At 38.2% G+C, this 21,840-nt stretch carries 24 protein-coding genes and 1 riboswitch; of the genes, 6 read left to right on the top strand and 18 right to left on the bottom strand.

What is annotated here, in order from left to right:
• Positions 1-50 precede the first annotated feature (50 nt).
• Positions 51-587 carry a hypothetical protein gene (locus TR08_RS29000; protein WP_045524195.1) on the bottom strand — a complete coding sequence of 179 codons (537 nt, stop codon included), beginning with the start codon at positions 585-587 and terminating at the stop codon, positions 51-53.
• A gap of 14 nt (positions 588-601) precedes the next feature.
• Positions 602-2,284 (bottom strand): formate--tetrahydrofolate ligase, encoded by a 1,683-nt coding sequence (locus TR08_RS29005; RefSeq protein WP_370576430.1) that lies wholly within the window; start codon positions 2,282-2,284, stop codon positions 602-604.
• 198 nt (positions 2,285-2,482) lie between these two features.
• Here TR08_RS29005 and metA point away from each other — a divergent pair, with 198 nt between their 5' ends.
• Positions 2,483-3,391: a homoserine O-acetyltransferase MetA gene (gene metA / locus TR08_RS29010; protein WP_045524198.1), complete on the top strand. Its 909-nt coding sequence runs from the start codon at positions 2,483-2,485 to the stop codon at positions 3,389-3,391.
• A gap of 33 nt (positions 3,392-3,424) precedes the next feature.
• Here metA and TR08_RS29015 read toward each other — a convergent pair whose 3' ends face one another.
• Complete coding sequence (locus TR08_RS29015) at positions 3,425-4,108, bottom strand: class I SAM-dependent methyltransferase (protein WP_045524200.1); 684 nt, start codon at positions 4,106-4,108, stop codon at positions 3,425-3,427.
• A gap of 110 nt (positions 4,109-4,218) precedes the next feature.
• On the opposite strand from TR08_RS29015, the gene TR08_RS29020 reads away from it, so the two are divergent.
• Entirely contained in the window at positions 4,219-4,431 is a 213-nt protein-coding gene (locus TR08_RS29020; protein ID WP_045524202.1) for a hypothetical protein, read from the top strand.
• Between the two features lie 32 nt (positions 4,432-4,463).
• Here TR08_RS29020 and mntR read toward each other — a convergent pair whose 3' ends face one another.
• From mntR to TR08_RS29035, 3 genes are all read right to left on the bottom strand, one after another.
• Positions 4,464-4,886 (bottom strand): transcriptional regulator MntR, encoded by a 423-nt coding sequence (mntR, locus tag TR08_RS29025; protein ID WP_045524204.1) that lies wholly within the window; start codon positions 4,884-4,886, stop codon positions 4,464-4,466.
• Positions 4,887-4,955: 69 nt separating this feature from the next.
• On the bottom strand, positions 4,956-7,136 hold the full coding sequence (locus TR08_RS29030; protein ID WP_045524206.1) for a DNA topoisomerase III: 2,181 nt from the start codon (positions 7,134-7,136) through the stop codon (positions 4,956-4,958).
• A gap of 436 nt (positions 7,137-7,572) precedes the next feature.
• Positions 7,573-7,854 (bottom strand): hypothetical protein, encoded by a 282-nt coding sequence (locus TR08_RS29035; protein ID WP_045524208.1) that lies wholly within the window; start codon positions 7,852-7,854, stop codon positions 7,573-7,575.
• 273 nt (positions 7,855-8,127) lie between these two features.
• On the opposite strand from TR08_RS29035, the gene cspD reads away from it, so the two are divergent.
• On the top strand, positions 8,128-8,328 hold the full coding sequence (cspD, locus tag TR08_RS29040) for a cold-shock protein CspD (RefSeq protein ID WP_045524210.1): 201 nt from the start codon (positions 8,128-8,130) through the stop codon (positions 8,326-8,328).
• Between the two features lie 115 nt (positions 8,329-8,443).
• On the opposite strand, the gene TR08_RS31650 is transcribed toward cspD, so the two are convergent.
• Entirely contained in the window at positions 8,444-8,629 is a 186-nt protein-coding gene (locus TR08_RS31650; protein ID WP_081954696.1) for a zinc-finger domain-containing protein, read from the bottom strand.
• Between the two features lie 21 nt (positions 8,630-8,650).
• The gene (locus tag TR08_RS29045; protein WP_045524212.1) at positions 8,651-9,307 is read right to left on the bottom strand and encodes a reverse transcriptase-like protein; all 657 of its coding nucleotides are present in this window, start codon (positions 9,305-9,307) and stop codon (positions 8,651-8,653) included.
• Positions 9,308-9,503: 196 nt separating this feature from the next.
• Here TR08_RS29045 and TR08_RS29050 point away from each other — a divergent pair, with 196 nt between their 5' ends.
• Both TR08_RS29050 and TR08_RS29055 read left to right on the top strand, forming a co-directional pair.
• Positions 9,504-9,911, top strand: a complete 408-nt coding sequence (locus TR08_RS29050; protein ID WP_045524214.1) for a reverse transcriptase-like protein — start codon at positions 9,504-9,506, stop codon at positions 9,909-9,911.
• A gap of 6 nt (positions 9,912-9,917) precedes the next feature.
• Complete coding sequence (locus TR08_RS29055) at positions 9,918-10,838, top strand: DMT family transporter (RefSeq protein ID WP_045524216.1); 921 nt, start codon at positions 9,918-9,920, stop codon at positions 10,836-10,838.
• A gap of 33 nt (positions 10,839-10,871) precedes the next feature.
• Here TR08_RS29055 and TR08_RS29060 read toward each other — a convergent pair whose 3' ends face one another.
• Complete coding sequence (locus TR08_RS29060; RefSeq protein WP_218895556.1) at positions 10,872-11,153, bottom strand: DUF6123 family protein; 282 nt, start codon at positions 11,151-11,153, stop codon at positions 10,872-10,874.
• A 15-nt stretch (positions 11,154-11,168) separates the two neighbouring features.
• The gene (locus TR08_RS29065) at positions 11,169-11,675 is read right to left on the bottom strand and encodes a divergent PAP2 family protein (protein WP_045524218.1); all 507 of its coding nucleotides are present in this window, start codon (positions 11,673-11,675) and stop codon (positions 11,169-11,171) included.
• Between the two features lie 86 nt (positions 11,676-11,761).
• Here TR08_RS29065 and sspL point away from each other — a divergent pair, with 86 nt between their 5' ends.
• On the top strand, positions 11,762-11,899 hold the full coding sequence (gene sspL, locus TR08_RS29070) for a small, acid-soluble spore protein L (protein ID WP_045524219.1): 138 nt from the start codon (positions 11,762-11,764) through the stop codon (positions 11,897-11,899).
• A gap of 69 nt (positions 11,900-11,968) precedes the next feature.
• On the opposite strand, the gene TR08_RS29075 is transcribed toward sspL, so the two are convergent.
• The 8 genes from TR08_RS29075 to TR08_RS29110 form a co-directional block, all read right to left on the bottom strand.
• Positions 11,969-12,745, bottom strand: coding sequence for a TatD family hydrolase (locus tag TR08_RS29075; RefSeq protein WP_045524222.1), 777 nt, complete (start codon positions 12,743-12,745; stop codon positions 11,969-11,971).
• Positions 12,702-13,490, bottom strand: a complete 789-nt coding sequence (locus TR08_RS29080) for an ABC transporter ATP-binding protein (RefSeq protein ID WP_045524223.1) — start codon at positions 13,488-13,490, stop codon at positions 12,702-12,704. Before TR08_RS29080 ends, TR08_RS29075 begins: the two co-directional genes overlap by 44 nt.
• Positions 13,487-14,254 carry an ABC transporter permease gene (locus TR08_RS29085; RefSeq protein ID WP_045524225.1) on the bottom strand — a complete coding sequence of 256 codons (768 nt, stop codon included), beginning with the start codon at positions 14,252-14,254 and terminating at the stop codon, positions 13,487-13,489. Before TR08_RS29085 ends, TR08_RS29080 begins: the two co-directional genes overlap by 4 nt.
• Complete coding sequence (locus TR08_RS29090) at positions 14,251-14,541, bottom strand: thiamine-binding protein (RefSeq protein WP_045524227.1); 291 nt, start codon at positions 14,539-14,541, stop codon at positions 14,251-14,253. Before TR08_RS29090 ends, TR08_RS29085 begins: the two co-directional genes overlap by 4 nt.
• An 11-nt stretch (positions 14,542-14,552) precedes the next feature.
• Positions 14,553-15,554, bottom strand: coding sequence for an ABC transporter substrate-binding protein (locus tag TR08_RS29095; RefSeq protein WP_045524326.1), 1,002 nt, complete (start codon positions 15,552-15,554; stop codon positions 14,553-14,555).
• Between the two features lie 135 nt (positions 15,555-15,689).
• Positions 15,690-15,801, bottom strand: a riboswitch (TPP riboswitch).
• Between the two features lie 242 nt (positions 15,802-16,043).
• Positions 16,044-16,937 (bottom strand): 5'-3' exonuclease, encoded by an 894-nt coding sequence (locus TR08_RS29100; protein WP_152597550.1) that lies wholly within the window; start codon positions 16,935-16,937, stop codon positions 16,044-16,046.
• Positions 16,938-17,267: 330 nt separating this feature from the next.
• A complete protein-coding gene (locus TR08_RS29105; RefSeq protein WP_045524229.1) occupies positions 17,268-18,095 on the bottom strand; it encodes a sulfurtransferase in 828 nt (275 codons plus the stop codon).
• A 17-nt stretch (positions 18,096-18,112) separates the two neighbouring features.
• A complete protein-coding gene (locus TR08_RS29110) occupies positions 18,113-21,781 on the bottom strand; it encodes a dynamin family protein (protein ID WP_045524232.1) in 3,669 nt (1,222 codons plus the stop codon).
• Between the last annotated feature and the right edge of the window lie 59 nt (positions 21,782-21,840).

The raw sequence follows: 21,840 nt of genomic DNA on the forward strand, positions 1-21,840 counted from the left end.
TTATGACAATAAAAAACCAGCTAAAATTTAATTAGCTGGTTTTTGGAAAATTATTTACTGACTTCTATAAGGTATGCTTGCAAGTGTTGAATGGTTGTGATCATAAAATTAATCAACTCAACCAAATCGTTCATTTGGTCTTCACCAATGAGTCTGTCAAATTCAATTGAAATACAATTAGAAATTAGTGATTTCGAGGGAGTAATCGTAACAGATTGACAAATTTTTCTTGTATCTCCCCAAATTTCAGTTAGAATCCAATTAATTTCTTTTAATTGTTTTTCATCGGTTATGTCCTTATGAAAAAATTGCAGCCTTAATTTGCACCCTGATTGTCTCTGTGAAAGCAAATGAGGTACAAGCTCGGCAGCGAGGTTAATCATATCTGACTTGATTTCCATTTTAGCTGAAATAATATTTCCTTTTGCCACAGGTAATTGAAACTGAACATCAAAACCCCGGGACATTTTCGCCATATTCACGATGTCATTCCGGTCCGTGATGACAATTTCTCCTGCTAAATCTAAATCATATAACGCCCCTTCAATGACTACCTTCATATTGTCGAAAGCCGTTGGATCAAACATTCAACTCACCTCTGTTAGAACAACCCTAGAGCCTTGCCCGTTTCGTCTACATCCATATTTAAAGCTGCAGGTTTTTTCGGTAATCCTGGCATGGTCATAACATCTCCCGTTAAAGCAACAATAAAACCGGCACCAATCGATGGTTTAAACTCTCTTACATTCACGATAAAGTCAGTTGGTCTTCCTAGTTTAGTCGGGTCATCGGACAATGAATATTGTGATTTAGCCATACAAATCGCTAAATTGGACCAGCCGAATTTTTCAAAATCGGCCAGTTGTTTTTTCGCTTTTGGCGAGAATTCTACATCTTTACCGCCATATACCTTTTGGACAATCGTTCTTACCTTTGTTTCAAGTGAATCAGATAAGTCGTAAAGAGGGTGAAACTTATTTTCTTCTTTTTCGATTACCGATAAAAGTGTTTCTGCGAGCTCCATTCCACCTGCTCCACCTTTTTCCCAAACCTCTGTCAAGGCAACAGGAACAGCCTCCCGTTTACACCATTCAAACAGTGTTTTCACTTCAAGTTCTGTATCCGTAATGAATTTATTAATTGCTACGACCACGGGTAAACCAAAGCTTTTGATGGTCTCGATATGCTTTTGCAGATTAGCAAAGCCCAACTTTAACGATGCAATGTTTTCCTTTGCCAAATCGGATTTTGCTACTCCGCCATGCATTTTTAATGCCCGGATGGTCGCGACAATCACAACTGCTTCTGGTTTAATTCCAGCACTTCTTGCTTTTATATGTAAAAACTTTTCCGCCCCTAAATCGGCACCAAAGCCGCCTTCTGTAATTACATAATCAGCAAGCTTTGCAGCGGCATGAGTGGCAATTACACTGTTACAGCCATGGGCAATATTCGCGAATGGTCCACCATGCACGAGTGCAGGAGTATGTTCGATGGTTTGCACGAGATTTGGTTTAACTGCGTCCTTTAGTAATAGAGTCAGCGCACCTTCAACCCCAAGGTCACCAACAGTGACGGGTTCCTTTTTGTCATTATAAGCAACTACCATCCGCGCTAATCTTAATTTTAAATCCTTCAAATCTGACGCTAAACATAGAACGGCCATGATTTCTGAAGCAACAGTAATATCAAATCCATCTTCACGAGGAACTCCTTGAAGAGGTCCACCAAGACCGATAATGACTTTTCTTAGCGCACGATCATTTAAGTCAACTGCACGTTTCCAAACAATCCGCCGTTGGTCAATTTTAAGCTCATTTCCTTGCTGAATATGATTATCCAGTAATGCAGCTAGGGCATTATTTGCTGTAGTAATTGCATGCAAATCACCTGTAAAATGCAAATTTATGTCTTCCATCGGCAAAACCTGTGAATAGCCGCCACCAGTTGCCCCGCCTTTTATACCCATTGTCGGACCTAATGAAGGCTCCCTTATTGCAATGATTGCTTTCTTTCCAATCTTTTGAAAGGCATCACCCAAACCAACTGTTACAGTTGATTTCCCTTCACCAGCAGGCGTAGGATTGATAGAAGTAACGAGAATAATTTTTCCACTTTCGTTTGTTTCAATTTTCGTTAAAGCTTCATAAGAGATTTTCGCTTTGTATTTTCCAAAAAGTTCGAGATCATCCTCCGTTAGACCAATTGTTTCGGCAATCTCAAGAATTGGCTTCATGGTTGATTCTTGTGCGATTTCAATGTCGGACTTAACTGCTGTTTTCATTTGCAAAAATGATCCCCCGCATTCACATAGAATTTAAAACCTCTTCTATTGTATCAAATCACCGATTTATTTCGTGTAATATTTCTCACAAAAAAATTATTCTTTTCTGAAATAAAGATAATGTTTATAATGTTAATGACCGAATTTTAAAAAAACACTATATACTTAACATGATTAGAAAATAAGGGGGAGTGCATCTTGCCTATTAACATTCCAAAGCTGCTGCCAGCAAGAGAAATTCTTGAACATGAGAACATCTTTGTCATGGACGACGAACGAGCAATCCGTCAGGATATTCGGCCATTAAAACTTCTTATATTAAATTTAATGCCAGAAAAAGAAAAGGCAGAAACGCAGCTTTTAAGGCTATTGGGAAACAGCCCGCTGCAAGTAAATGTCAAATTTTTAAAAACCAATTCCTATGAATCTACACACACAAGCAAGCAGCATCTTGAACAATTCTATACCACCTTTTCAGAGGTCAAAAATCAAAAATATGATGGTATGATTATTACTGGTGCGCCTGTTGAGCTAATGGGGTTTGAGCAAGTAAAGTATTGGGAAGAACTAACTGAAATTATGGACTGGACGAGAACCAATGTTACCTCTACCCTACATATTTGTTGGGGAGCACAGGCTGCACTATTTTATCATTATGGGATTGATAAATTTGAACTGTCTCGTAAATGTTCAGGAATCTATGAGCACCAAATCTTCGAGCAAAATGATCTGCTGCTGCGCGGTTTTGATGATCATTTTTATGCTCCCCATTCTCGATATACAGATGTATCGATTGGTGAAATTCATGAAAAGCCTGAACTTACGCTATTAGCCGCTTCAGAGGAAGCTGGTGCCCTGCTTATTGCCTCCAGAGACCGAAAACATGTGATGATAACTGGACATTTGGAATACGAGTCTGATTCCTTAGCTCAGGAATACAATCGAGATATTAGTAGAGGTTTGCAAATTCATATTCCGGAAAATTATTTTCCAAACAATGACCCAACTCAGCCGCCAATTAATCGCTGGCGTTCCCATGGACACTTGTTCTTTTCAAACTGGCTCAACTATTACGTATACCAAGAAACACCTTTTAATTGGGATTAAGAAAGAAAAGCGGAAGCGCCCCTTGGGCACTTCCTATTTTTTATTTTGAAACATGAAAACCCACATAAAGGTCAAAGCTTGTTTCAAATCTAATGAAAGTTTTTCTAGAGGCAGTTTATCTGCACCACGCTTGTAAACTCCGATTTCATCCACTTTGACTAAGCCATTTTCTTCTGCAAGCTTCCCTAGCTCCCACGGCATCATGGTATTGCAGATTACTTTTTCCCCATAAAGCCTTCGATAGCTGTTAATTCGGGGCATGGCGGTTGGTCCTAAAATTGCAATGCAAATCAATCCATCTTTTTTAACTAGTCGTTTCATCTCAAGCAAAACACTCAACGGATTCTCCGTCCATTCCAGTGAATTAATCGCCATGATGGCTTCAAAGGTATCTGAATCCACCGGTACGCTTGAAATATCGACTTTTAAAAATTGTGCTGAGGTAGCATTTGCTCGTTCCCTAGCCTTTTCAAGCATTTGCTCCGAAAGGTCGACACCAGTAACCTGAAAACCTTTAGTGGCTAATTTATAGGAGGCATATCCGTCACCACAGCCAAGATCACAAATTGACGCCCCCGCAGCTAGGTGCTTTGTAAGAAAAGGAATAATGTCTTTGCGACTACCAGTCTCCCACATTTCTTTGCTGTTAGAATGCCATGTTTCAGCTCGCTCATCCCATTGTTTTTCAGCTTCATCAACCCATTTGAAATTATTCACATTAAACCTCCAATTCTTTTTATATTTATATTCGCCGTTAATTTTATATTCCCTTTTCGTTTATTTTTCGTAAATTATAGAAAGAATATCGAGCAAAGGGGGAAAACGTTGTGGAAACAGTAGTAGGACTGCATCGAAATCATTTTGGTGAGATTATCAGCTTTGTCACTTCAGGAGGTCGAATCATCTCCTATCAAAAAGCATTATTGGAAACTGCAAACGGCGACATCAAAGGTGTTCAAGCAACCGAGGATCACGATGGCAAACTTATTCTAAGCCCTGAACTGGAACATACCTTTGATCAGTATCCAAATTTATTCTAAAAAAGCACCTGGGAATCCCAGGTGCTTTAGATTTATTCGGCTTCATTTTGTTTTTGAATTTCTTTTAATGCCTCTATTCTAGATTCATCTTCTTGAAAAAACTGAACGAGGTCAACGATTCTTTCAATCGAATCCCAGCTTAAGTGGTGCTCGATTCCTTCAACATCATTATATATATTTTCATCTTTTACTCCGATGATTTTTAGAAATTGTTCAAGTAAATCATGTCTAAATACGAGGCGCTTTCCAATCTTATTCCCTTTTGTGGTTAAGCTGAAGCCTCTGTATTTTTCATAAACAAGGTATTCATCTTTGTCTAACTTTTGTACCATTTTTGTTACTGAGGAGGGATGAACAGATAGTGCCTCTGCAATATCTGAAACTCTGGCGTATCCTTTTTCTTCAATTAACATATATATTTGCTCTATATAATCTTCCATACTCGGTGTTGGCATCCCGTACCTCCAAAAAAATTACTCTCCTAAAAGTTTACTATAGAAAAAAAATAGTGACAAGTTGAATTATCACTTTGTCACTATTTTGGAACTTTGTTCGTCAAATAAAAACTTGACCCTTTTCTCCTGTTCATCTAGAAAAAGCTTAGCATTAAAGGTTTTGTCTTTATTCGAAAAACCTTCAATCAACTCCGTTTTCCCTTCGGATAAAAGGAGTTTAATATTCTTTTGGGTTATGTTTTTCCCAAGAATCTTTTTTGATATCGTGAAATTACACTGATTTTTTTGATAGTTGGAACATCCGTAAAAGCTGCCTTTATCAACAATGGAGCCATCACATTTTTTGCAGTTGCCCAGTTTCGTACTGCCTTTACCCTTTGTCATCTTCTTACTAGGAGTGAAATTTTCACGAACATCTTCAGAAAATACCCAATTAGCAGAATGTCCTACTCCTGAAGAAATTAGATGGTAGACCATTTTATTGGTTTGTTCCATGAAATTCTTTGGAGAAGCAGAGCCCTCTGATATTTCTTTTAATTTCTGCTCCCATTTTGCTGTCATTTCTGGGGAAGCCAGGATTTCCCGTCCAATGGCCTCAATTAATATTCTAGCTTTCGATGTCGCATAAACTAGGTTCTTTGTTACATCAATATATTTCCGGTCTTTCAGCATCGTTATGATTCCGGCTCTTGTCGCCTCAGTACCCAAGCCTTCGGTTTTGGACAATATTTTCTCTAATTCCTTATCATCAATATGCTTACCGGCCGTCTTCATTAACGTAATTAACTGGCCTTCGGTATATCGTTTTGGCGGCTGTGTCTGGCTCTCTTTTACCTCTATCTTCGTCGTACGACCTTGTTCCCCTTTTGCTAGTTGTGGGAGAGCGGGTTCATCCTCTTTTTCCTTTTGGTTGATTACCTTCCGCCAGCCTTCTTCGATTTGAACCTTTCCCTTTGATTGAAAAACGGCCCGTCCATCTACTAAAGTTGTCACCGTTGTATATTCGGCAATTGCTTTTTGATAATGTGCAGCTATTAAACTCTTGACAATTAGGTCGTAGAGTTTCTTTTCATCTGGATCTAGTTTATCTACATTGGGAATCTGTTCAGTAGGAATAATGGCATAATGGTCCGTTACCTTCTTTTCGTTTACGTACCGCTTGTTATCGACAAGTGATTCAATTGGCAGTGGGAAAAATTTATCATAACCATTTATATGACTTAATTTAGTAAGAATTTCTGGAAAAGTATTCGCTTCTTCTTTCGTCACATACCGTGAGTCCGAACGGGGATATGAAACATTCCCTTTTTGGTAGAGTTTTTGCAGTACATCTAGCGTCTTCTTAGGTGAAAATTTATATCGTTTATTCGCTTCAGCCTGGAGTGCAGAGAGATTATAGAGTAACGGTGGGAAAAACTCTTTTCTTTCCGATTGTACATCCGAAACTTCTGCCGGCTTTTCACAGCAAAACGCTGCAACCTTCTCTGCCATTTCTTTTGTTTTTACCCGCGTTTCCCCATCATTCTGCCACTTGCCGCTATATTTCTTGCCATCGATATTAAACTGGGCAATCACTTCCCAGAAGGGTTCGGACTTAAAATTCTCAATCTCTAATTCTCTTTTTACAATAAGAGCTAATGTGGGTGTCTGTACCCTGCCTACTGAAAACACATCAGAAAATCCTTGTTTCTGCAACAGTAAGCTATATAGCCGTGAGGCATTCATTCCAACTACCCAATCCGCACATGCGCGGGTGTACGCTTCAAAATATAAATTTCTTGTATAATCTTCATCTAATAATTTATTAAAACCTTCGCGAATCGAATTAGGTGTTAAAGAAGATATCCAAAGTCGTTTCATTGGCTTTTTACAACCTGTTATCCGAAGAATATTACGGATAATTAATTCACCTTCACGCCCAGCATCGCCGGCATGAATAATTTCTGTTACCGCAGGATTATTTAAAAGCTTTTGGATAACTGAAAATTGTTTTACTTTATCCTTCGTCACTTCATATTGGAACTGAGTAGGGATCATGGGCAGATTATCCAGCGACCATTTCTTCCATCCTGGCTCATACGTTTCTGGATTCACAAGCTGGCATAAATGCCCAATTGCCCAAGTGACGTATGCACCATTTCTAAAAGTCTCATTAGGAAAAATTTCAATAAAACCACTTTGTTTTTTATGTTTAAATATAGAAGCCAACGTTGATCCTTGATCTGGCTTTTCAGCAATAATTAATTTCATTTTTTGATTGCTCCTTATTAGAAAAGCGGAAGCGCCTTGCTAAGGTGCGACATGCATAAGACAAGCGCTGACAGAAGGCGTGCTTTTTGCCTTCCGAAGTGATTGGCTTATGTCTCGAGCACCTAGGCGCTGGAGCTAGACAGTTTTCTATGTTAAAGAATAGTTCTAATCCTTTAAAGCATCCAGGATTCATTTTCCCACTTCAATTGTTATTTTGTAAAGGATTAAAAAATAACAATTAAGCTATTGGTTTGGTATTATAATGGATTGTTAAAGTTTGAAAAGGATGCGTACATGTAACAAAGGGGAAATTAAGGGGGATATCTTTCAAGCATATCTTAGCAGACATTTTCATTAATTGTTAAAATTTGTTTGTCAAAATTTTAACAAGTGACATAAAAAGGAGCGATCATTTCTGACCACCCATTTACAGTAATTATTGTATTAGTTTTAAAGTTGAATCCTGCATATACCAATTTTCTTCTGGAATTATATTAGATACGGTCAAAATAAATGATGGAATCCTTTCAACATCAAAAACGATCGCACCTATCTTCTTTGTAAACATTAGAAAGGCGTCACCATGTGAATAAGTTGATAAATCATTTCCGATTTGAAGCAATGACATCAAGACAACTTGTTTTTCTTCGGCTTCAATGAAGACTTGCGGCGAGAATCTTAAAATCCATTCATCTCCCTCAATCGAAAATCGGTACATTACTCCTCACCCTTTATCAACCATTTTTATAAGAATATGAGGCTGATAAAATTTTATGTTCGATAGATTGATTAATTTAGAATATTTAAATGAGAATAGGTTTTATTGGATAAAAATACGCTTACATTCCTTGACCGCCCAAAAATATTCATGTATATTTAAAGCGTCATGTATCATTAATTGAATAGTGAATATATTAGCTTTGTGTACATGATAATATTTATCTTTGGCACTTAATAAAGTGTTCTGAAAGGCTTAGGAGGAAATAGTAAAATGCAAAACGGTAAAGTAAAATGGTTCAACAATGAAAAAGGTTTCGGTTTTATCGAAGTTGAAGGCGGAGACGATGTATTCGTACACTTCAGCGCTATTACTGGAGAAGGCTTCAAATCTTTAGAAGAAGGCCAAGAAGTTTCTTTCGAAATCGTTGAAGGAACCCGTGGACCACAAGCTGCTAACGTAGTAAAATTATAATCTATAATGACAACCAAAGGCTGGCGTGTATCGTCAGCCTTTTTCTATTTGCCCCAGGTGCCTGCTTGGGTAATATATTCTTTATGAACAAATTCCTTAGTCGAGAAACTGCTAATCATGTTAGCTTTTTCCCATATTCCTGCAGCTTTTCCCCTACTGTGCATTGTGAAATACAAAAGCGATGTGCAAACCTCTTGCCGCCTTCCTGTTTAAACTGTTTATGGACAAAACAGCCATTACAGTATTGAGCCATTAGGGATTCAACATGATTAAACAGTTCTTTTCTGCTTGAATTTTTCACGAGTTTACGGCACCCCGTTTCTTAAATTATTTGTGTCTTAGCGAATATTTCTTTCCCCTCTAACGCCTGAGTAGCTAATTTATCTGCTTCTTTATTGTCATTCCTTGGAATAGGAGTGTACTTTGGTGTGAGAGATAGTGCTTTGATTTTTTCCTCAATCCTGTCTAGCCAGGCATTGAGTACGTCCTCATAGCACGGCCATTCTCCCTCCAACTGCTTTAACACGACCTGTGAGTCTCCTTTGAATTCACAAGGCAAATGGTGAACGCCTAATTCCTCTAAAATCGTTAGCGCATAATAAAAGGCTGCATATTCTGCTTCATTATTTGTTTCCATCTCATTGAACATTTCGTTCGCCCGAATTCGATATTTCTTTTTTCCTTGTTTAAAAAAGATAACTACACCAAGTCCTGCAGTGTTGGTTTCTTTTTGAAATCCACCATCAAAATAAACGGTAATTTCATGAGGATCATCTTCAATTTCAGTGACAAGCTTTTTCAGTTCTTTTAAAATCCACGATGTACCTACTTCATCATAAAAATATATGTCACTAGCTTTTCCTAGCTTTTCAAGTTCTTCACCAGCTTGTATTGCCAATTCAGTTGATATCCAATCAGAAGTAAATTGTATTTTTTCATTTCTGCCTGTTTTATAATTCCACTCAAGTCTGTATTTCATAATTTTCAACCTTTCTTTATAAAAAATTTCTGAGTTGAAAAGAAAGAATTTATTATTGGCATTTTCTTACAATATGTTTAACCTTCTAATCTTAGCATACCCATATCAACAAAGTAGAAATAGGAAAAATTTATTTCCTGCGTTTTGTGTTAGATTATGATAAACTTTCAATTAATATGAAACTGGAGGGTCTGCATTGATTGAAGTTTATATCGATGGTGCCAGTGCTGGCAACCCGGGGCCAAGCGGTGCTGGAATATTTATTAAAGGGCATGGGACAGCGGAAAAATATTCAATCCCACTCGGCATGATGTCTAATCATGAGGCAGAATATCACGCCTTTATTAAAGCGTTAGAGATCTGCTTAGAAAAAGGCTATTCTCATTCAGTTGTATCCTTTCGAACTGATTCAGAATTAGTTAATAAGGCTGTTGAGAAGGAATTTGTAAAAAACAAATTGTATGCTCCGCTGCTGGAAAAAGCATTACAGTTATCCAAACAATTTGATTTATTTTTTATGAAGTGGATTCCAAGCATTGAAAATAAAGCAGCTGATGAATTGGCTCGGCTAGCAATCCGAAAAAACACATTGGAGGCTGAGTAAAGCAACATGAAGAAGCCTATTTTTGCTGATATCAGCTTACTTTTCGTTACCTTTATTTGGGGTACAACGTTTGTTCTTGTTCAAAATGCCATTAGCATGCTCGAACCATTTTCCTTTAACGGAATCCGCTTTTTATCAGCGGCAATCATGCTTTTATTTTGGCTATTTCTCTTTGAAAGAAAGCAGCTTGTTTTTTTCAATTTAAAAATGCTTGCCTCCGGAGTTTTTATTGGTTTCTGGCTATTCCTTGGCTACGCAACCCAAACGATTGGACTTTTATACACGACCACTTCTAAAGCAGGCTTTATTACTGGACTAAGTGTAGTTTTTGTTCCATTGTTTTCGATGTTTTTGTTAAAACAGTTTCCAAGTAGAAATGCAGTCATCGGTGTTTCGATAGCCACCATTGGTTTGTTTCTTCTAACGATGACAGACGTAACCTCATTAAATATCGGAGATGGCTTTGTGTTTATTTGTGCGATTAGCTTTGCCCTGCATATTATTTTTACAGGCAAATTCTCGAGCAAATATCCAACCTTACTGTTAACGGTTATTCAAATCTCCACGGTAGCAATATTATCAATCTTTTCCTCCTTTATCTTTGAAGATTGGAGAAAATCATTTAATTCAGAAATATTGCTCTCACAAGATGTGCTGATCGCTTTAATTATCACGAGCATGTTTGCTACCGCATTAGCATTTTTAATTCAAACAAATTTTCAAAAATATACTACGGCAACAAGGGTGGCGTTAATTTTCGCAATGGAGCCCGTATTTGCAGCCATTGCCGGTTATTATTTGGCAGCTGAACGCTTATCGTACAGTGCGTTATTTGGATGCCTGCTTATTTTTGCAGGGATGATTTTCGCAGAGCTTCCAGCCAATAAATTTCCTCTTCTTAAGAAAAACAAGAGCTTTCAAGGGTAAAACAAAATCCTCCTTTTTATGGAGGATTTTCGTTTATATCGCCACTAGTTCTCGTTCTTTAACGAACTTCAGGGCCGCATTTCTTGTTTGTATTTTGCTCGAAACAAGGGTTTCTAATAATGACACATAAAAGCTGCCATCGAAAGTTTTCTGGGCTTTTAATGTGATCTCTATTGCGGAATTAATCAATTCATCGGAAGCATTCGTATAGTGTTTTCCAAAATATATAAAACCGATTGCATCCTCTTGAAATTGAAAACCTTTTCCTTCCAAGTAATGCAAGTACTCATCAACTGTCCGCACTGGCTTCTCCATCCCTCTCCAAGCAATCTAAAACCATCTATTATCAAATTTTACCTTAAAATTCGACAATTTTCTACTCTTTTTTGTGCAAACATGCCCAGCTATTCCGACTAAAGCCCCAAGGATTGCACCGCCAATTACTTCTTCAGGCTGATGTCCTAACATTTCCTTTAACTTTTTCGGAGATTCTTGTTCAAATTCTACGGTTTCTTCTTTATCCACTTTCTCAATTAAATCATGCATCGAATTAACTTTAAGGGTAAGTTCACCTGTTTGGCGTCGAATCCCCTGTGCGTCATACATAACAATCAACCCATAAACAAGCGATAGAGCAAAATCAAATGTTGGCAGACCGCGTTGCAAAGCAATATAGGTAGTTAGTGTAGAGACTCCTGCTGAATGGGAGCTCGGCATGCCACCAGTTTGGAAAAAGAGGTCTGGGCGCCATTCTTCCTTTTTATAATAATGAATTGGGATTTTCAAGCCCTGTGCTAAGCCAATACTAAATAGGGCTAAATAAACACCTTTGTTCATTTTTATCACCTCTTATCTTTATTGTTTAGAAAGTTGAGTTTTATTATTCTGAGTGGAAATACTAAAAAAATGGGAGGTGAATGAAAGTGAGCAAAAACGATAATGCCAATCGCGGTGTAAAGGCTCCAAGGGTTAATCCACAAGGATATGGTCAAGACGCAGAGTTCGCTGAGGAACCAAAAAGCAAATTAGAAAATGCTGCTAAGAAAAAAAATACAAAATAATTGTATGGAAAGAGGCTGCCCTATTATGGGACAGCCTCAGGTTTTACATCATAAGTGAGAGCCAGTTAATTATATATTAAAAAAGATTTTAGTATTGTTTCGAATTTGCGTGTTTATATCCTGAAAATTCATACCTTTGATTTCCGCTATTTTTTTAAGCGACTCCTTCATCATAAGGGGGTGTGTTCTTTTTCCAGAAAATGGACCTTCAAAGGGCCATGGGCCATCTGTTTCAACCATAATTTGATTAATCGAATAATGTCGAACTAAAGTGACGTTTTCAGGTTCTTCCATGGCAACCTCCGGTGTAACTGAAACAAAGTATCCGTTTGCCATCATTCTCTCGGTTGTCAGCTGATCCCCTTTAAACCAGTGAAAATGAGCTTTAGAAACAGAATGCTTTTCGAGAAGATCACAAACAACTGGCGCATCAGAATAGACCGCATGAAGAGAGATTGGCTTTTCCCATTTTTTCGCTAGATTCACAAATATTTCAAGTAATTCAATATAGCGGCCATAGTCATTTTTTGTGACTTTATTTTCTGCCTTCATAAAAAATGGCAGCCCTACTTCTCCTACAGCAATCATTTTGTCTTTGTTAACACTCATCCAGTTTATTAGTTCATCAAGTTCTTTTTCTGTAGGTAGAAGCTGCTCTGGATGAAAACCAAATGCTGGTTTTACGATAGGAAATTGTTCCGATAAAACTAGATTCCTTTTACAGGAATCCACATTCATCGAAACTGAAACGAGTGCTTCAATGGTTTCGTTCTTCTCAGCTACCGCGGCAATTTCAATGTCATCATATTGATCTAAATGGATATGTGCGTCTATTAGCATCCCCATCCTTTTCACTTCCTACGTTTTTTAATGAATAAGTAACAGTCCGCTTCCATTTTAGAAATTTATCATCTAAAAACAAGCTTTCATCCCGCGGGCGTTTGAACGGGACCTTGAATTCCGCTGCCACTCTTGTTGGCTTTGCGGATATCACAATAATCCTATCTGATAGAAACAATGCTTCTTCTATCGAATGAGTAACAAACAGCACGGTCCGACGATAGTCCTCCCAAATCGAAAGAAGCCATTTTTGCATCTCTAATCTTGTTAATTCATCTAGCGCCGAAAAAGGCTCATCAAGACAAATGAGAGATTGGGGACTTAGCAGGGCTCGTATAAACGCGACGCGCTGCTTCATTCCGCCTGAAAGCTCTTCCGGACGAGCATGTACATAATCAGTAAGACCAGCTTTATGAAGCATTTCGATCGCTTTATCACGATCCTTTTTTCCCTGCAGTTCAGCTCCGAGCAATACATTTTGTAAAACTGTCCGCCAAGGCAGGAGTGAAGGCGTTTGCGGCATAAAACTAATCGAGCCGCGTTTTCCAATAATATTATTCCCTTCAAGCTGAATGACACCTTTCTCAGGAGTCATTATCCCGCCAATTAAGTTAAAAATTGTACTTTTTCCACTTCCAGATGGCCCGATAATGGTAACAAACTCTTCTTTTTCAATCGAAAAAGATAAATCTGATAGAACCTCATTTGGTCCAAAATTTTTTACAATGTGATCAACCAGTAAATGACTCACTCCATGGTACCTCCCTTGCTTTGCCAACGAATGAAATACTTTTCGGCTGCAACAATAACTGCAAAAAATAAGAGACTTAGTACCATGATCGATAAAATGGCAACGAATACCTTGTCTGTTCTAAATGAAGACGATGCTAAGGTCATATAAACGCCAATTCCTTTTTCCGCTCCGAGCCATTCAGAAATTACAGCCCCCATAACACTATAAGTTGCTGAAATTTTTAAGCCCGAAAAAACGGATGGAAGTGCATATGGCCATTCAAGCTTCCAAAACATTTGAGACTTGCCAGCCCCAGCCATCAACATATAATGTTTATGGGCATACGGAACTTGTTTAAAACCATCTAAAGCTGCTACAGTTATAGGAAAAAAACAGGTAAGGGTAATTACAATAATTTTAGGTAATAATCCAAATCCAAACCATATGACGAGCAGGGGAGCGAGGACAATAATCGGAACATTTTGTGATAAAATAAGCAAAGGGTACACTGAGTCACGGATCCATGGGACCAAATGCAGCGAGACAGCAACAACCAATCCAACTGTTGTCCCTACCAAAAACCCCTCGACCGCAATTTTCGCTGTTGAGACTAAATCTGGATAAAACGACGTCCAACCTGAAATAATCTCATTTATTATCATTGTAGGTGCCGGTAAGAGCCAATCAGGTACTTTCGTTATCTTTACAATGATTTCCCATAAAATGAACAAAAGAAGGAGAACCGCTATCGGTCTCCATCCTTTTCTAATTAAATAGTTCATCGATATTTTTCCGTTAGGGTTTCCAACGTAATACCTGATGGCTGGTAAAGTACTTTAATTTGAGAAATCACATTTTTACTGCCCATTTCCATCATCCGTTCGTTCATTTTTTCAATGATTGAAAACAAATGGGATAACTCCCCTTCCATTGTCGTCTCTAACGGATGTACCTCATATTTGACCCCGGATTCATCGATCACTCGAATTGCTTCGTCCACATATGGAATCACATCCCCACCATCAGACGGCTTCGGGATGATTTGTATACTGACTAGTGCATTTGCCATAATAACCCCTCCTATTCAGGTAAGAACTCATTCGTAAAAGCTTTTTTAGCTTCTAATTCTTCTTCTAGCAATCCATTTTCATACATCCAGGAAGCATAGTTCTCCCAAACCTCAAGCTTTTGTTCACCCCAGCGAGGTGCATCATCCTGATATTTAGGCGCTAACCATTCTTGACTCTTTTTCACAAGCTCTGGATCTAAATCTGGCGCTGCTTTTAATAAAATATCTGCTGCATCACCTGGGTTTTCGATAGCAAATTCATACCCTTTAGCAGCTGCTTTTACAAATGCTTTTACCGTGTCAGGATTTTCTGCAATCATTTTTTCATTTGTTGTTAATACAGGCGTGTAATAATCTAGTTTTTCTGAGTAGTCGGTTAAATATACCATGTTTATTTTCTCACCGCGCAGCTCTGCCTCAACTCCGGTCCACCCATAATAAATCCAGGCGAAATCAATATCTTTTTTAACCGCGGTAAAGAAATCCGTGTCTCCAATATTGATAATTTTCACCTTCTCAACATCGGCATTTTCTGTTTTCATTAATGAATCAATTACAGATTTTTCTGCAGGAGATCCCCATCCGCCATATGTTTTACCCGCAAAATCCTTTGGCGTAATTATGTTTTTACCTGCAGGAGAGGCGAATCCAGATGTATTATGCTGAATTACAGCCGCAATTGATACAAGAGGGACACCTTGAATCCGAGCCTGTGTTACACCTTCTTGATAGCCAACCCCAAATTGTGATTTTCCGGATGCAACTAATTGGTCAGCACCTGCTTCACCCGGCATAATAATATTGACATCTAGGCCTTCTTCTTTAAAATAACCTTTTTCCTTCGCAACATATAACCCTGTATGGTTCGTGTTTGGTGTCCAATCTAATACAACCGTAACTTTTTCAAGGCTTTTTTTATCTTCTTGCTCACTTCCCTGTGAATTTTCCTTATTATTTGTACCACAGCCTGCAATTAACAAGACAGCTAGTAACAAACTAATCCATGTCTTCACTTTCACTTTTATCATCCTCTATTAAGTAATTTGCAGAAATAGGCTTGGATAACATTTTCACGTTTTTTACTTAAAAGGACGTTTTTTAATATGAAAAAGCGCCCTAGTTTTAAGCATGGGCGCACACTAACAAAAATCGTTTTGTTAAATATGTTCCCTCCGCTGGTGTTAACCAGATCAGGTTCAAAGGGTCATTATCTCATGGATAACCTCTCAACCGGCAACACCGGCTCCCCTATTTTTTAGTCTATTTCCTATCATCATTCATATTATAATTGCATTTTAGCGATAATCCTATTAAAAAGTATTATCCATGGTTATTTTTTCTCCACAGTCACCGATATATTCTATCCAACCAAATGAAAGCCTATTTTTCTAATTTACCTTAGCTGCTGAACCAATTTCTCGTAATTTTATTAGAAAAGCCCCGCCATTCAATAGGCAAATTATTTGGAGGGAGGCCGCCCCTTGTTGAGACAGCCTCGGATTTTAGGAAACAAACGATGATTCAAGCGGCAGAAGACGCTGTAAGCCACGAAGTTCTAGTTCCATTAATTTATTTAATGCTTTTTCCTTTTCAATCTTAAGTCCAGCCTCTTCAAGATCACATGTTACAGGAACGTCACATTTAATTTCCGCAAGCATTCGTGATAAATGGAGCATTTCTAAATCCTGTTCAATTTTTGTTTTATGTGACTTTGAAAGACGATCGAGATTTGAAATAATCCCCTCAACATGCTCAAATTCCTTTAAAAGCTTAAGAGCAGTTTTCTCACCAATTCCCTTAACTCCAGGATAATTGTCACTTGGGTCACCCATTAATGCTTTTAAATCTATCATTTGCCGCGGTTTAATCCCTTTTTCTTCAAAGAAAGTATCAGGGGTATGAACAAGGTAGTTCCCATAGCCTTTTTTCAATAAGATTACCGAGATACTTTCATCCAGAAGCTGAAGGATATCTTGGTCACCCGTTAGTATCGAAACATGTGCATGCTCTCTAGCTTGATACGCAATGGTTCCAATACAGTCATCTGCTTCATAGCCCGCTAAACCAATGTTAGGGATGTCAAAAGCGGCAACTACTTCTTTTACTAAATCAAATTGAGGGATTAATTCGACTGGTGCTTCACCGCGATTCCCTTTATATGCATCAAATAACTCTGATCTGAACGTTTTACTGCCCATATCCCAGCAAACCGCTACATGCGATGGCTTAAAGGAAGATACTGCAGTAAATAAATGTTTAATGAATCCGTGAATTCCATTCGTCGGAATTCCTTTTGAATTTATCATAAACTGACCTGTTACAGCCGTTGCATAAAAAGCACGAAATAACAGCGCCATTCCATCAACTAGCATAAGTGAAGGTTTTTGATTTTCCAAAGTATAGACCTCCTAAATTAAAAGCGGAAGCGCCTTGAACAGGGAAAAAAGCAGTTCATTTTTTCCTCGGGGCGACAGGCATAAGACGAGCGGCGAGAAGGTTGCTCTTTAACCTTCTTGGCGGATTGTCTGAAATGTGAAGGCGACTGTCCTGGGACGAAGGCATAAGACGAACCCTGCAAGAAGGCGCTTTTTGCCTTCTTCAGGGGGTGGCTTATGACTCGAGTCCCAAGGAGCCGCAACTAGACAAGCTTATGACCCCGAGCCCCTAGGCGCTGGAGCTAGGTATATCAATTAAAAACAACAAGGATTCTATTATAGCATAAAAAATTACTCTATCTCGTTTTCTTGATAGGAAATCCAATCGCTAAAACTTCCCAAGTAAAGTTTTACCTTTTCAAACCCAGCTGCCTTTAATGCCAGAAAATTCGGTGCAGCTGTAACACCTGAACCACAATAAACAATGATTTCGTTTTCAGGATTGAAGTCTGAAAAACGTTGTTTTTGCATTTCTGCATGCTTATAATAGCCACTATCTAGCCCTTCAAACCATGGCTTATTAATCGCACCAGGGATTCGTCCAGCTTTTTTATCAATCGGTTCCTCTAATCCTAAATATCTTCTTTCTTCCCGTGAATCAATTAAGATTGTATCGGAATCCTGTTCACCCGCTACTGCTCGTACATCTTCCATACTTGCGAGCAGGTCATGATTCATGTTGGGCTTAAAGGTGGTTTTCTTAAAAGTAGGCACCTCTGATGTTACAGGGGAGTTTCCTTCACGCCAGCTTTTAAACCCTCCATCCAAAACATACACTTTTTCATGGCCAAGATATTGGAGCAGCCACCAAAACCTTGCAGCAAATGCACCTTCGCCTTGATCGTAGGCAATTACAGTTGTAATTTCATCAATCCCTGCTGTTTCAAGTTTATAAATAAACTCTTCGATGTTTGGCAATGGGTGTCGACCGCCATGTTCACCAACTTCGCCAGATAAATCTTTTTCAAGATCAAAATATATGGCTCCAGGAATATGATTTTGATCATATCCCTGTCTGCCTTTTTTAGGTTCTGCTAACGAAAAAGAGCAATCCACAATACGGACATTCTGTTCATGTAATTTTTTTAACAGCCATTCTTTGTCGATAATATAATTCATAGAAATCCCCCAGTGAATTAATACTTAGACTCTTCCAACTTTTGATAAACTTCTTGTAATTTCTCGATCGATATTCCCCCATCTAATGCGGTAAGAAGGCTCAAATAAAAATCTTCTGCCTGCTCTTCTAGTTGGGATATTAATTTCTCAAATTGGTCACCCAAAATACCGGAGTAAAATGCAGCTAAGTTTTCACCTTCAGATTTCAGATAATCATCTGCAGGTCCATTTAAAACATTATATAGCTCATCACTCATTAGCTTCTTTTCATTTTTTTCAAAAAAGGACTTTGGATTTTTAAAATAAGACAGTGCTTTTGTAAACAGCTGTTTATTTAGATGGCTGAAAGCTAAAGGAAACTCTATCTCGCCTTCATGTTTTATCTCAAAAGTTGAAAATGACAAGTCCTTATTTATTTCCTTCATACTGCGTGTAAGGGCTGTATGATTGTCGGCTAACACTTTTCCTGCAAAAGAATCCAGTCTGACTGTTGTTGCTCGCAGCTCCTGAGCGAAATCGAAGCCTAGACTTTCTAAAAGTTCATCCAATGATGATTGCAACGCCTTCTTTAAATTTCTTCCGTCATCTCTTAAGGTTGCAGGATTAAAGGCTTCTTTAAAAAAGTCGCCAAATCGGAGGAATACTCTTTGTTTAATATAGTAAAGAAGTTCTTCTCCCTCTTGGGTCATTCGTTTTTGTAATCCATCTGGTGTTTGCTTTTCCAGTAAAGCTTTAATCATGGCTTTTTGTTCTTCTATTTCAGTGCGTTTTTTGTCCTTTACGGATTGGTCTTCTTTAGAATTTTGAATTAGTTTAGCGACTAACTCCTGGACACGATTTAATTCATTACCCGCAGATGTGAGCGCCATTTCCGTTAAATCATTTGAAATAAAATGATAGAAATCCCCTTCAAAATTCCCCATTCCCGACTTTGTATCTGTTTTTGGCTCTAATTTTTCCTTTAGGACTAACAAACTAGATAATGGATAGAGGTGTGGTTTCCGGATCCCATATTTTATTAATTGCTCAGTTACATAGTCCGTAACGGTATCCTTTTCTTCCTCATTCTCTGCTAAGTCAATCGCGTTAATAATAAAGAACATTTTATCAAGCTGGAATGATTCCTTTACCCGACCAAGCTGGATTAAAAACTCCCGATCCGCTTTAGAAAAAGCATGATTATAATACGTAACAAACAAAATGGCATCCGAATTCTTAATATAATCGAAAGCTACTCCTGTATGACGGGCATTAATCGAATCCGCCCCTGGTGTATCAACGAGCGTAATCCCTTTACGAGTCAGTTCACAATCATAGTAAAGCTCAATCCATTCCACAAAACACGACTTTTCTTCCAGCGCCACGAAATCAGCAAATTCATTTAAGTCTGTCTCCAAGATTGTTCCGAGCTGTTTTCCGTGCAGGAGGAAGCCCTTTTTAAATGCTTGTAAAAATGCATAGTGTGTCTTTTCAGCTACACCTTCCTGACCCATTTCGAGCATTACCTTATCAATTTCTTTCGATGCAGCTTCTAAAGTAGGACTTTGCAGGTCAAATAACTTCAATGATCGGTTTACATCCTCGAGCATGGCGTTTTCTTCCTTAAATTTCACTAGCACCGTCCCATGCTGATATTGATCCGTTACAGGTTTGATTTTATTAATGGCCGCAGTTGTTGGATTAGGAGATACAGGCAGGACCTTTTCCCCCATGAGTGCATTGGCAAACGAAGATTTACCCGCACTGAATGCACCAAATAATGCAACCGTAAATCCTTTGTGAGCCAATCGGTCTGCTTTGTCTTCTAATTCCATTGCTAGCTTTTGAAAACCTGGCAGGTTGTTAATAAGCTTTGCAGATTGACCTAAGCGAGCAACCATACCTTGTAAATGACTTCTTGCTTTTTCCGTTTCGTTTTTCTTGGTAACACTTGTTTCTACCTTGGTTACTGCTGAGAGAGGCTTATTCTTCTGAACGACTTCTGTCTCCGGAAGAGCATGACCATATATAACTTCAGCTTCTTCCTCCTCTTGCTGAAATAGCGAGTAATCGTCGTTTTGGGTTTCAACTGATTCATTTAACAACGTACCTACGGTTGCTTCTTTTATTGCTGTTTCTTTTTCAAAATTTGTTTTTTCAGATAGTGCATTAACATATTGTTCAATATTTTGGAACTCTTCTTGATACATGTCTGTTAATTTTTTTGTTTTTGCTTCTAATACTGGCAGCAGAGCATTTTTAAAATCTAAAATACCCTCCCTTGCTATTTTTTTGATTCCATTCGCCAAGTCCTCTGTGTAATGAAGCACATATTCACCAGATAACCTTGCCCCTTGTTTAACCGTTTGAACAATCAAATCTATCGGAACTTCGATAGAAAATGATTGTGCTTTTATTAGCAGATCCTGGTCATCAAGACTATTGTTCTTTAGGATTGCAATTAGATATTCACGCAAATGCCATTCAAGCTGTGACTTCGTTTTTTCAAGTAGGTCCTGGTAAAGTCTATCAAGGCGTGCATTCTTTTCTTCTTGAGTTTTTTGTTTTGAAAAAAGAAAACCTACCTTAAACTCCGGCTGTGCTGCCTCAAGAAAAGCCTCCGCTAATTCTCTTGTTTGAAATGGCATCAAATAAGCATTGTTCAATATCTTTGCTATTTCTTTATCTATTTCCTTTTCAGTTTCCTCAACCCCTTTTTCAAGAGTCTGAAGGTTTGCGCTGAGGGTTTGATAAGTTTTTGTTAACTGCTGTTTTTCTTCCTCAGGCAGCTCATTTAGCACCTCAAAAATAGGCTGAAGTTCATCTTCTCTTTTATTGCGTTCTTGGTCTAGATGGTCTTGGGCTATCTTTTTCAGTGAATGAAAAATCGATTGCTGTAGAAGTTGATCCTTATTCTGCAATTTCTCTGCAATGAATGTTTTTAATTCATTAAATTCATTTAGTTTATGATCTTGGAACTTTAATGAAGTATAAAAAATTCGTGCTGGCTTAACACCCCACGCAGCAAAGGAATCTTTGACACTTTCTTGAAATTGGCGGAACGACAGCTCCTCTTCTTTATGCTTATCCACCTGGTTTATAACGAGATAAACTTCTTTTCCTGCTTCCGTTAACTCTTTTGTGAATAAAAAATTCAGCTCTGCTTGGACGTGGTTATAATCCATCACATATAAAACTAGGTCTGCAAGGTGAATCGCCGATTCCGTTGCAACCTTGTGTGCATCATCAGCAGAATCGATACCAGGTGTATCCATAATAACGGTATTAGCAGGCAACTGGGAGTCTGCATGGCTGATTTCGATTTCCTCGATTTGGTCGCCATCCTTGCAGTAATTTTTCACTAATTCATAATCATATGGTGCTAAATACACCCGAGGCTTTTCATTTTTGAAAAAAACCTTCGCATATTCCTCACCTGATTTAACCTTAACGAGGTTTGCACTGGTGGGAATCGGGCTCGATGGCAGCAAATTCTCGCCGACCACTTTGTTAATCATCGTTGATTTCCCTGCTGAAAAGTGACCGCAAAAAGCAATCATAAACTCTCTATTCTGCAGTTTTTTTGCTAGTTGCTTTGTTTTTTCTGCATTTTCTGTATCACCCTGTTTAATAAGATATTCATAAAAAGAAAGGATCTTATATTTAAGTGATATAATGGTTTCTTGTTTATTAGCCGTTTGCACCATGATTTCTTCCCCTTGTTCACAACTTTGTAATATTTTATATTTTATACGATAATTCAAAC

Origin of the sequence: Neobacillus niacini (assembly GCF_000759675.1) — a bacterium.
GTDB classification, from domain to species: Bacteria; Bacillota; Bacilli; order Bacillales; family Cytobacillaceae; genus Neobacillus; species Neobacillus niacini_A.

What these genes read in the sequence shown, in the direction of transcription:
- TR08_RS29000 (WP_045524195.1), bottom strand. Translation starts at nt 587, where the DNA reads ATGTTTGATCCAACGGCTTTCGACAATATGAAGGTAGTCATTGAAGGG.
- TR08_RS29005 (WP_370576430.1), bottom strand. Translation starts at nt 2,284, where the DNA reads ATGAAAACAGCAGTTAAGTCCGACATTGAAATCGCACAAGAATCAACC.
- mntR (WP_045524204.1), bottom strand. Translation starts at nt 4,886, where the DNA reads ATGCCAACACCGAGTATGGAAGATTATATAGAGCAAATATATATGTTA.
- TR08_RS29030 (WP_045524206.1), bottom strand. Translation starts at nt 7,136, where the DNA reads ATGAAATTAATTATTGCTGAAAAGCCAGATCAAGGATCAACGTTGGCT.
- TR08_RS29035 (WP_045524208.1), bottom strand. Translation starts at nt 7,854, where the DNA reads ATGTACCGATTTTCGATTGAGGGAGATGAATGGATTTTAAGATTCTCG.
- cspD (WP_045524210.1), top strand. Translation starts at nt 8,128, where the DNA reads ATGCAAAACGGTAAAGTAAAATGGTTCAACAATGAAAAAGGTTTCGGT.
- TR08_RS29045 (WP_045524212.1), bottom strand. Translation starts at nt 9,307, where the DNA reads ATGAAATACAGACTTGAGTGGAATTATAAAACAGGCAGAAATGAAAAA.
- TR08_RS29055 (WP_045524216.1), top strand. Translation starts at nt 9,918, where the DNA reads ATGAAGAAGCCTATTTTTGCTGATATCAGCTTACTTTTCGTTACCTTT.
- TR08_RS29060 (WP_218895556.1), bottom strand. Translation starts at nt 11,153, where the DNA reads ATGGAGAAGCCAGTGCGGACAGTTGATGAGTACTTGCATTACTTGGAA.
- TR08_RS29065 (WP_045524218.1), bottom strand. Translation starts at nt 11,675, where the DNA reads ATGAACAAAGGTGTTTATTTAGCCCTATTTAGTATTGGCTTAGCACAG.
- TR08_RS29075 (WP_045524222.1), bottom strand. Translation starts at nt 12,745, where the DNA reads ATGGGGATGCTAATAGACGCACATATCCATTTAGATCAATATGATGAC.
- TR08_RS29085 (WP_045524225.1), bottom strand. Translation starts at nt 14,254, where the DNA reads ATGAACTATTTAATTAGAAAAGGATGGAGACCGATAGCGGTTCTCCTT.
- TR08_RS29090 (WP_045524227.1), bottom strand. Translation starts at nt 14,541, where the DNA reads ATGGCAAATGCACTAGTCAGTATACAAATCATCCCGAAGCCGTCTGAT.
- TR08_RS29105 (WP_045524229.1), bottom strand. Translation starts at nt 18,095, where the DNA reads ATGAATTATATTATCGACAAAGAATGGCTGTTAAAAAAATTACATGAA.
- TR08_RS29110 (WP_045524232.1), bottom strand. Translation starts at nt 21,781, where the DNA reads ATGGTGCAAACGGCTAATAAACAAGAAACCATTATATCACTTAAATAT.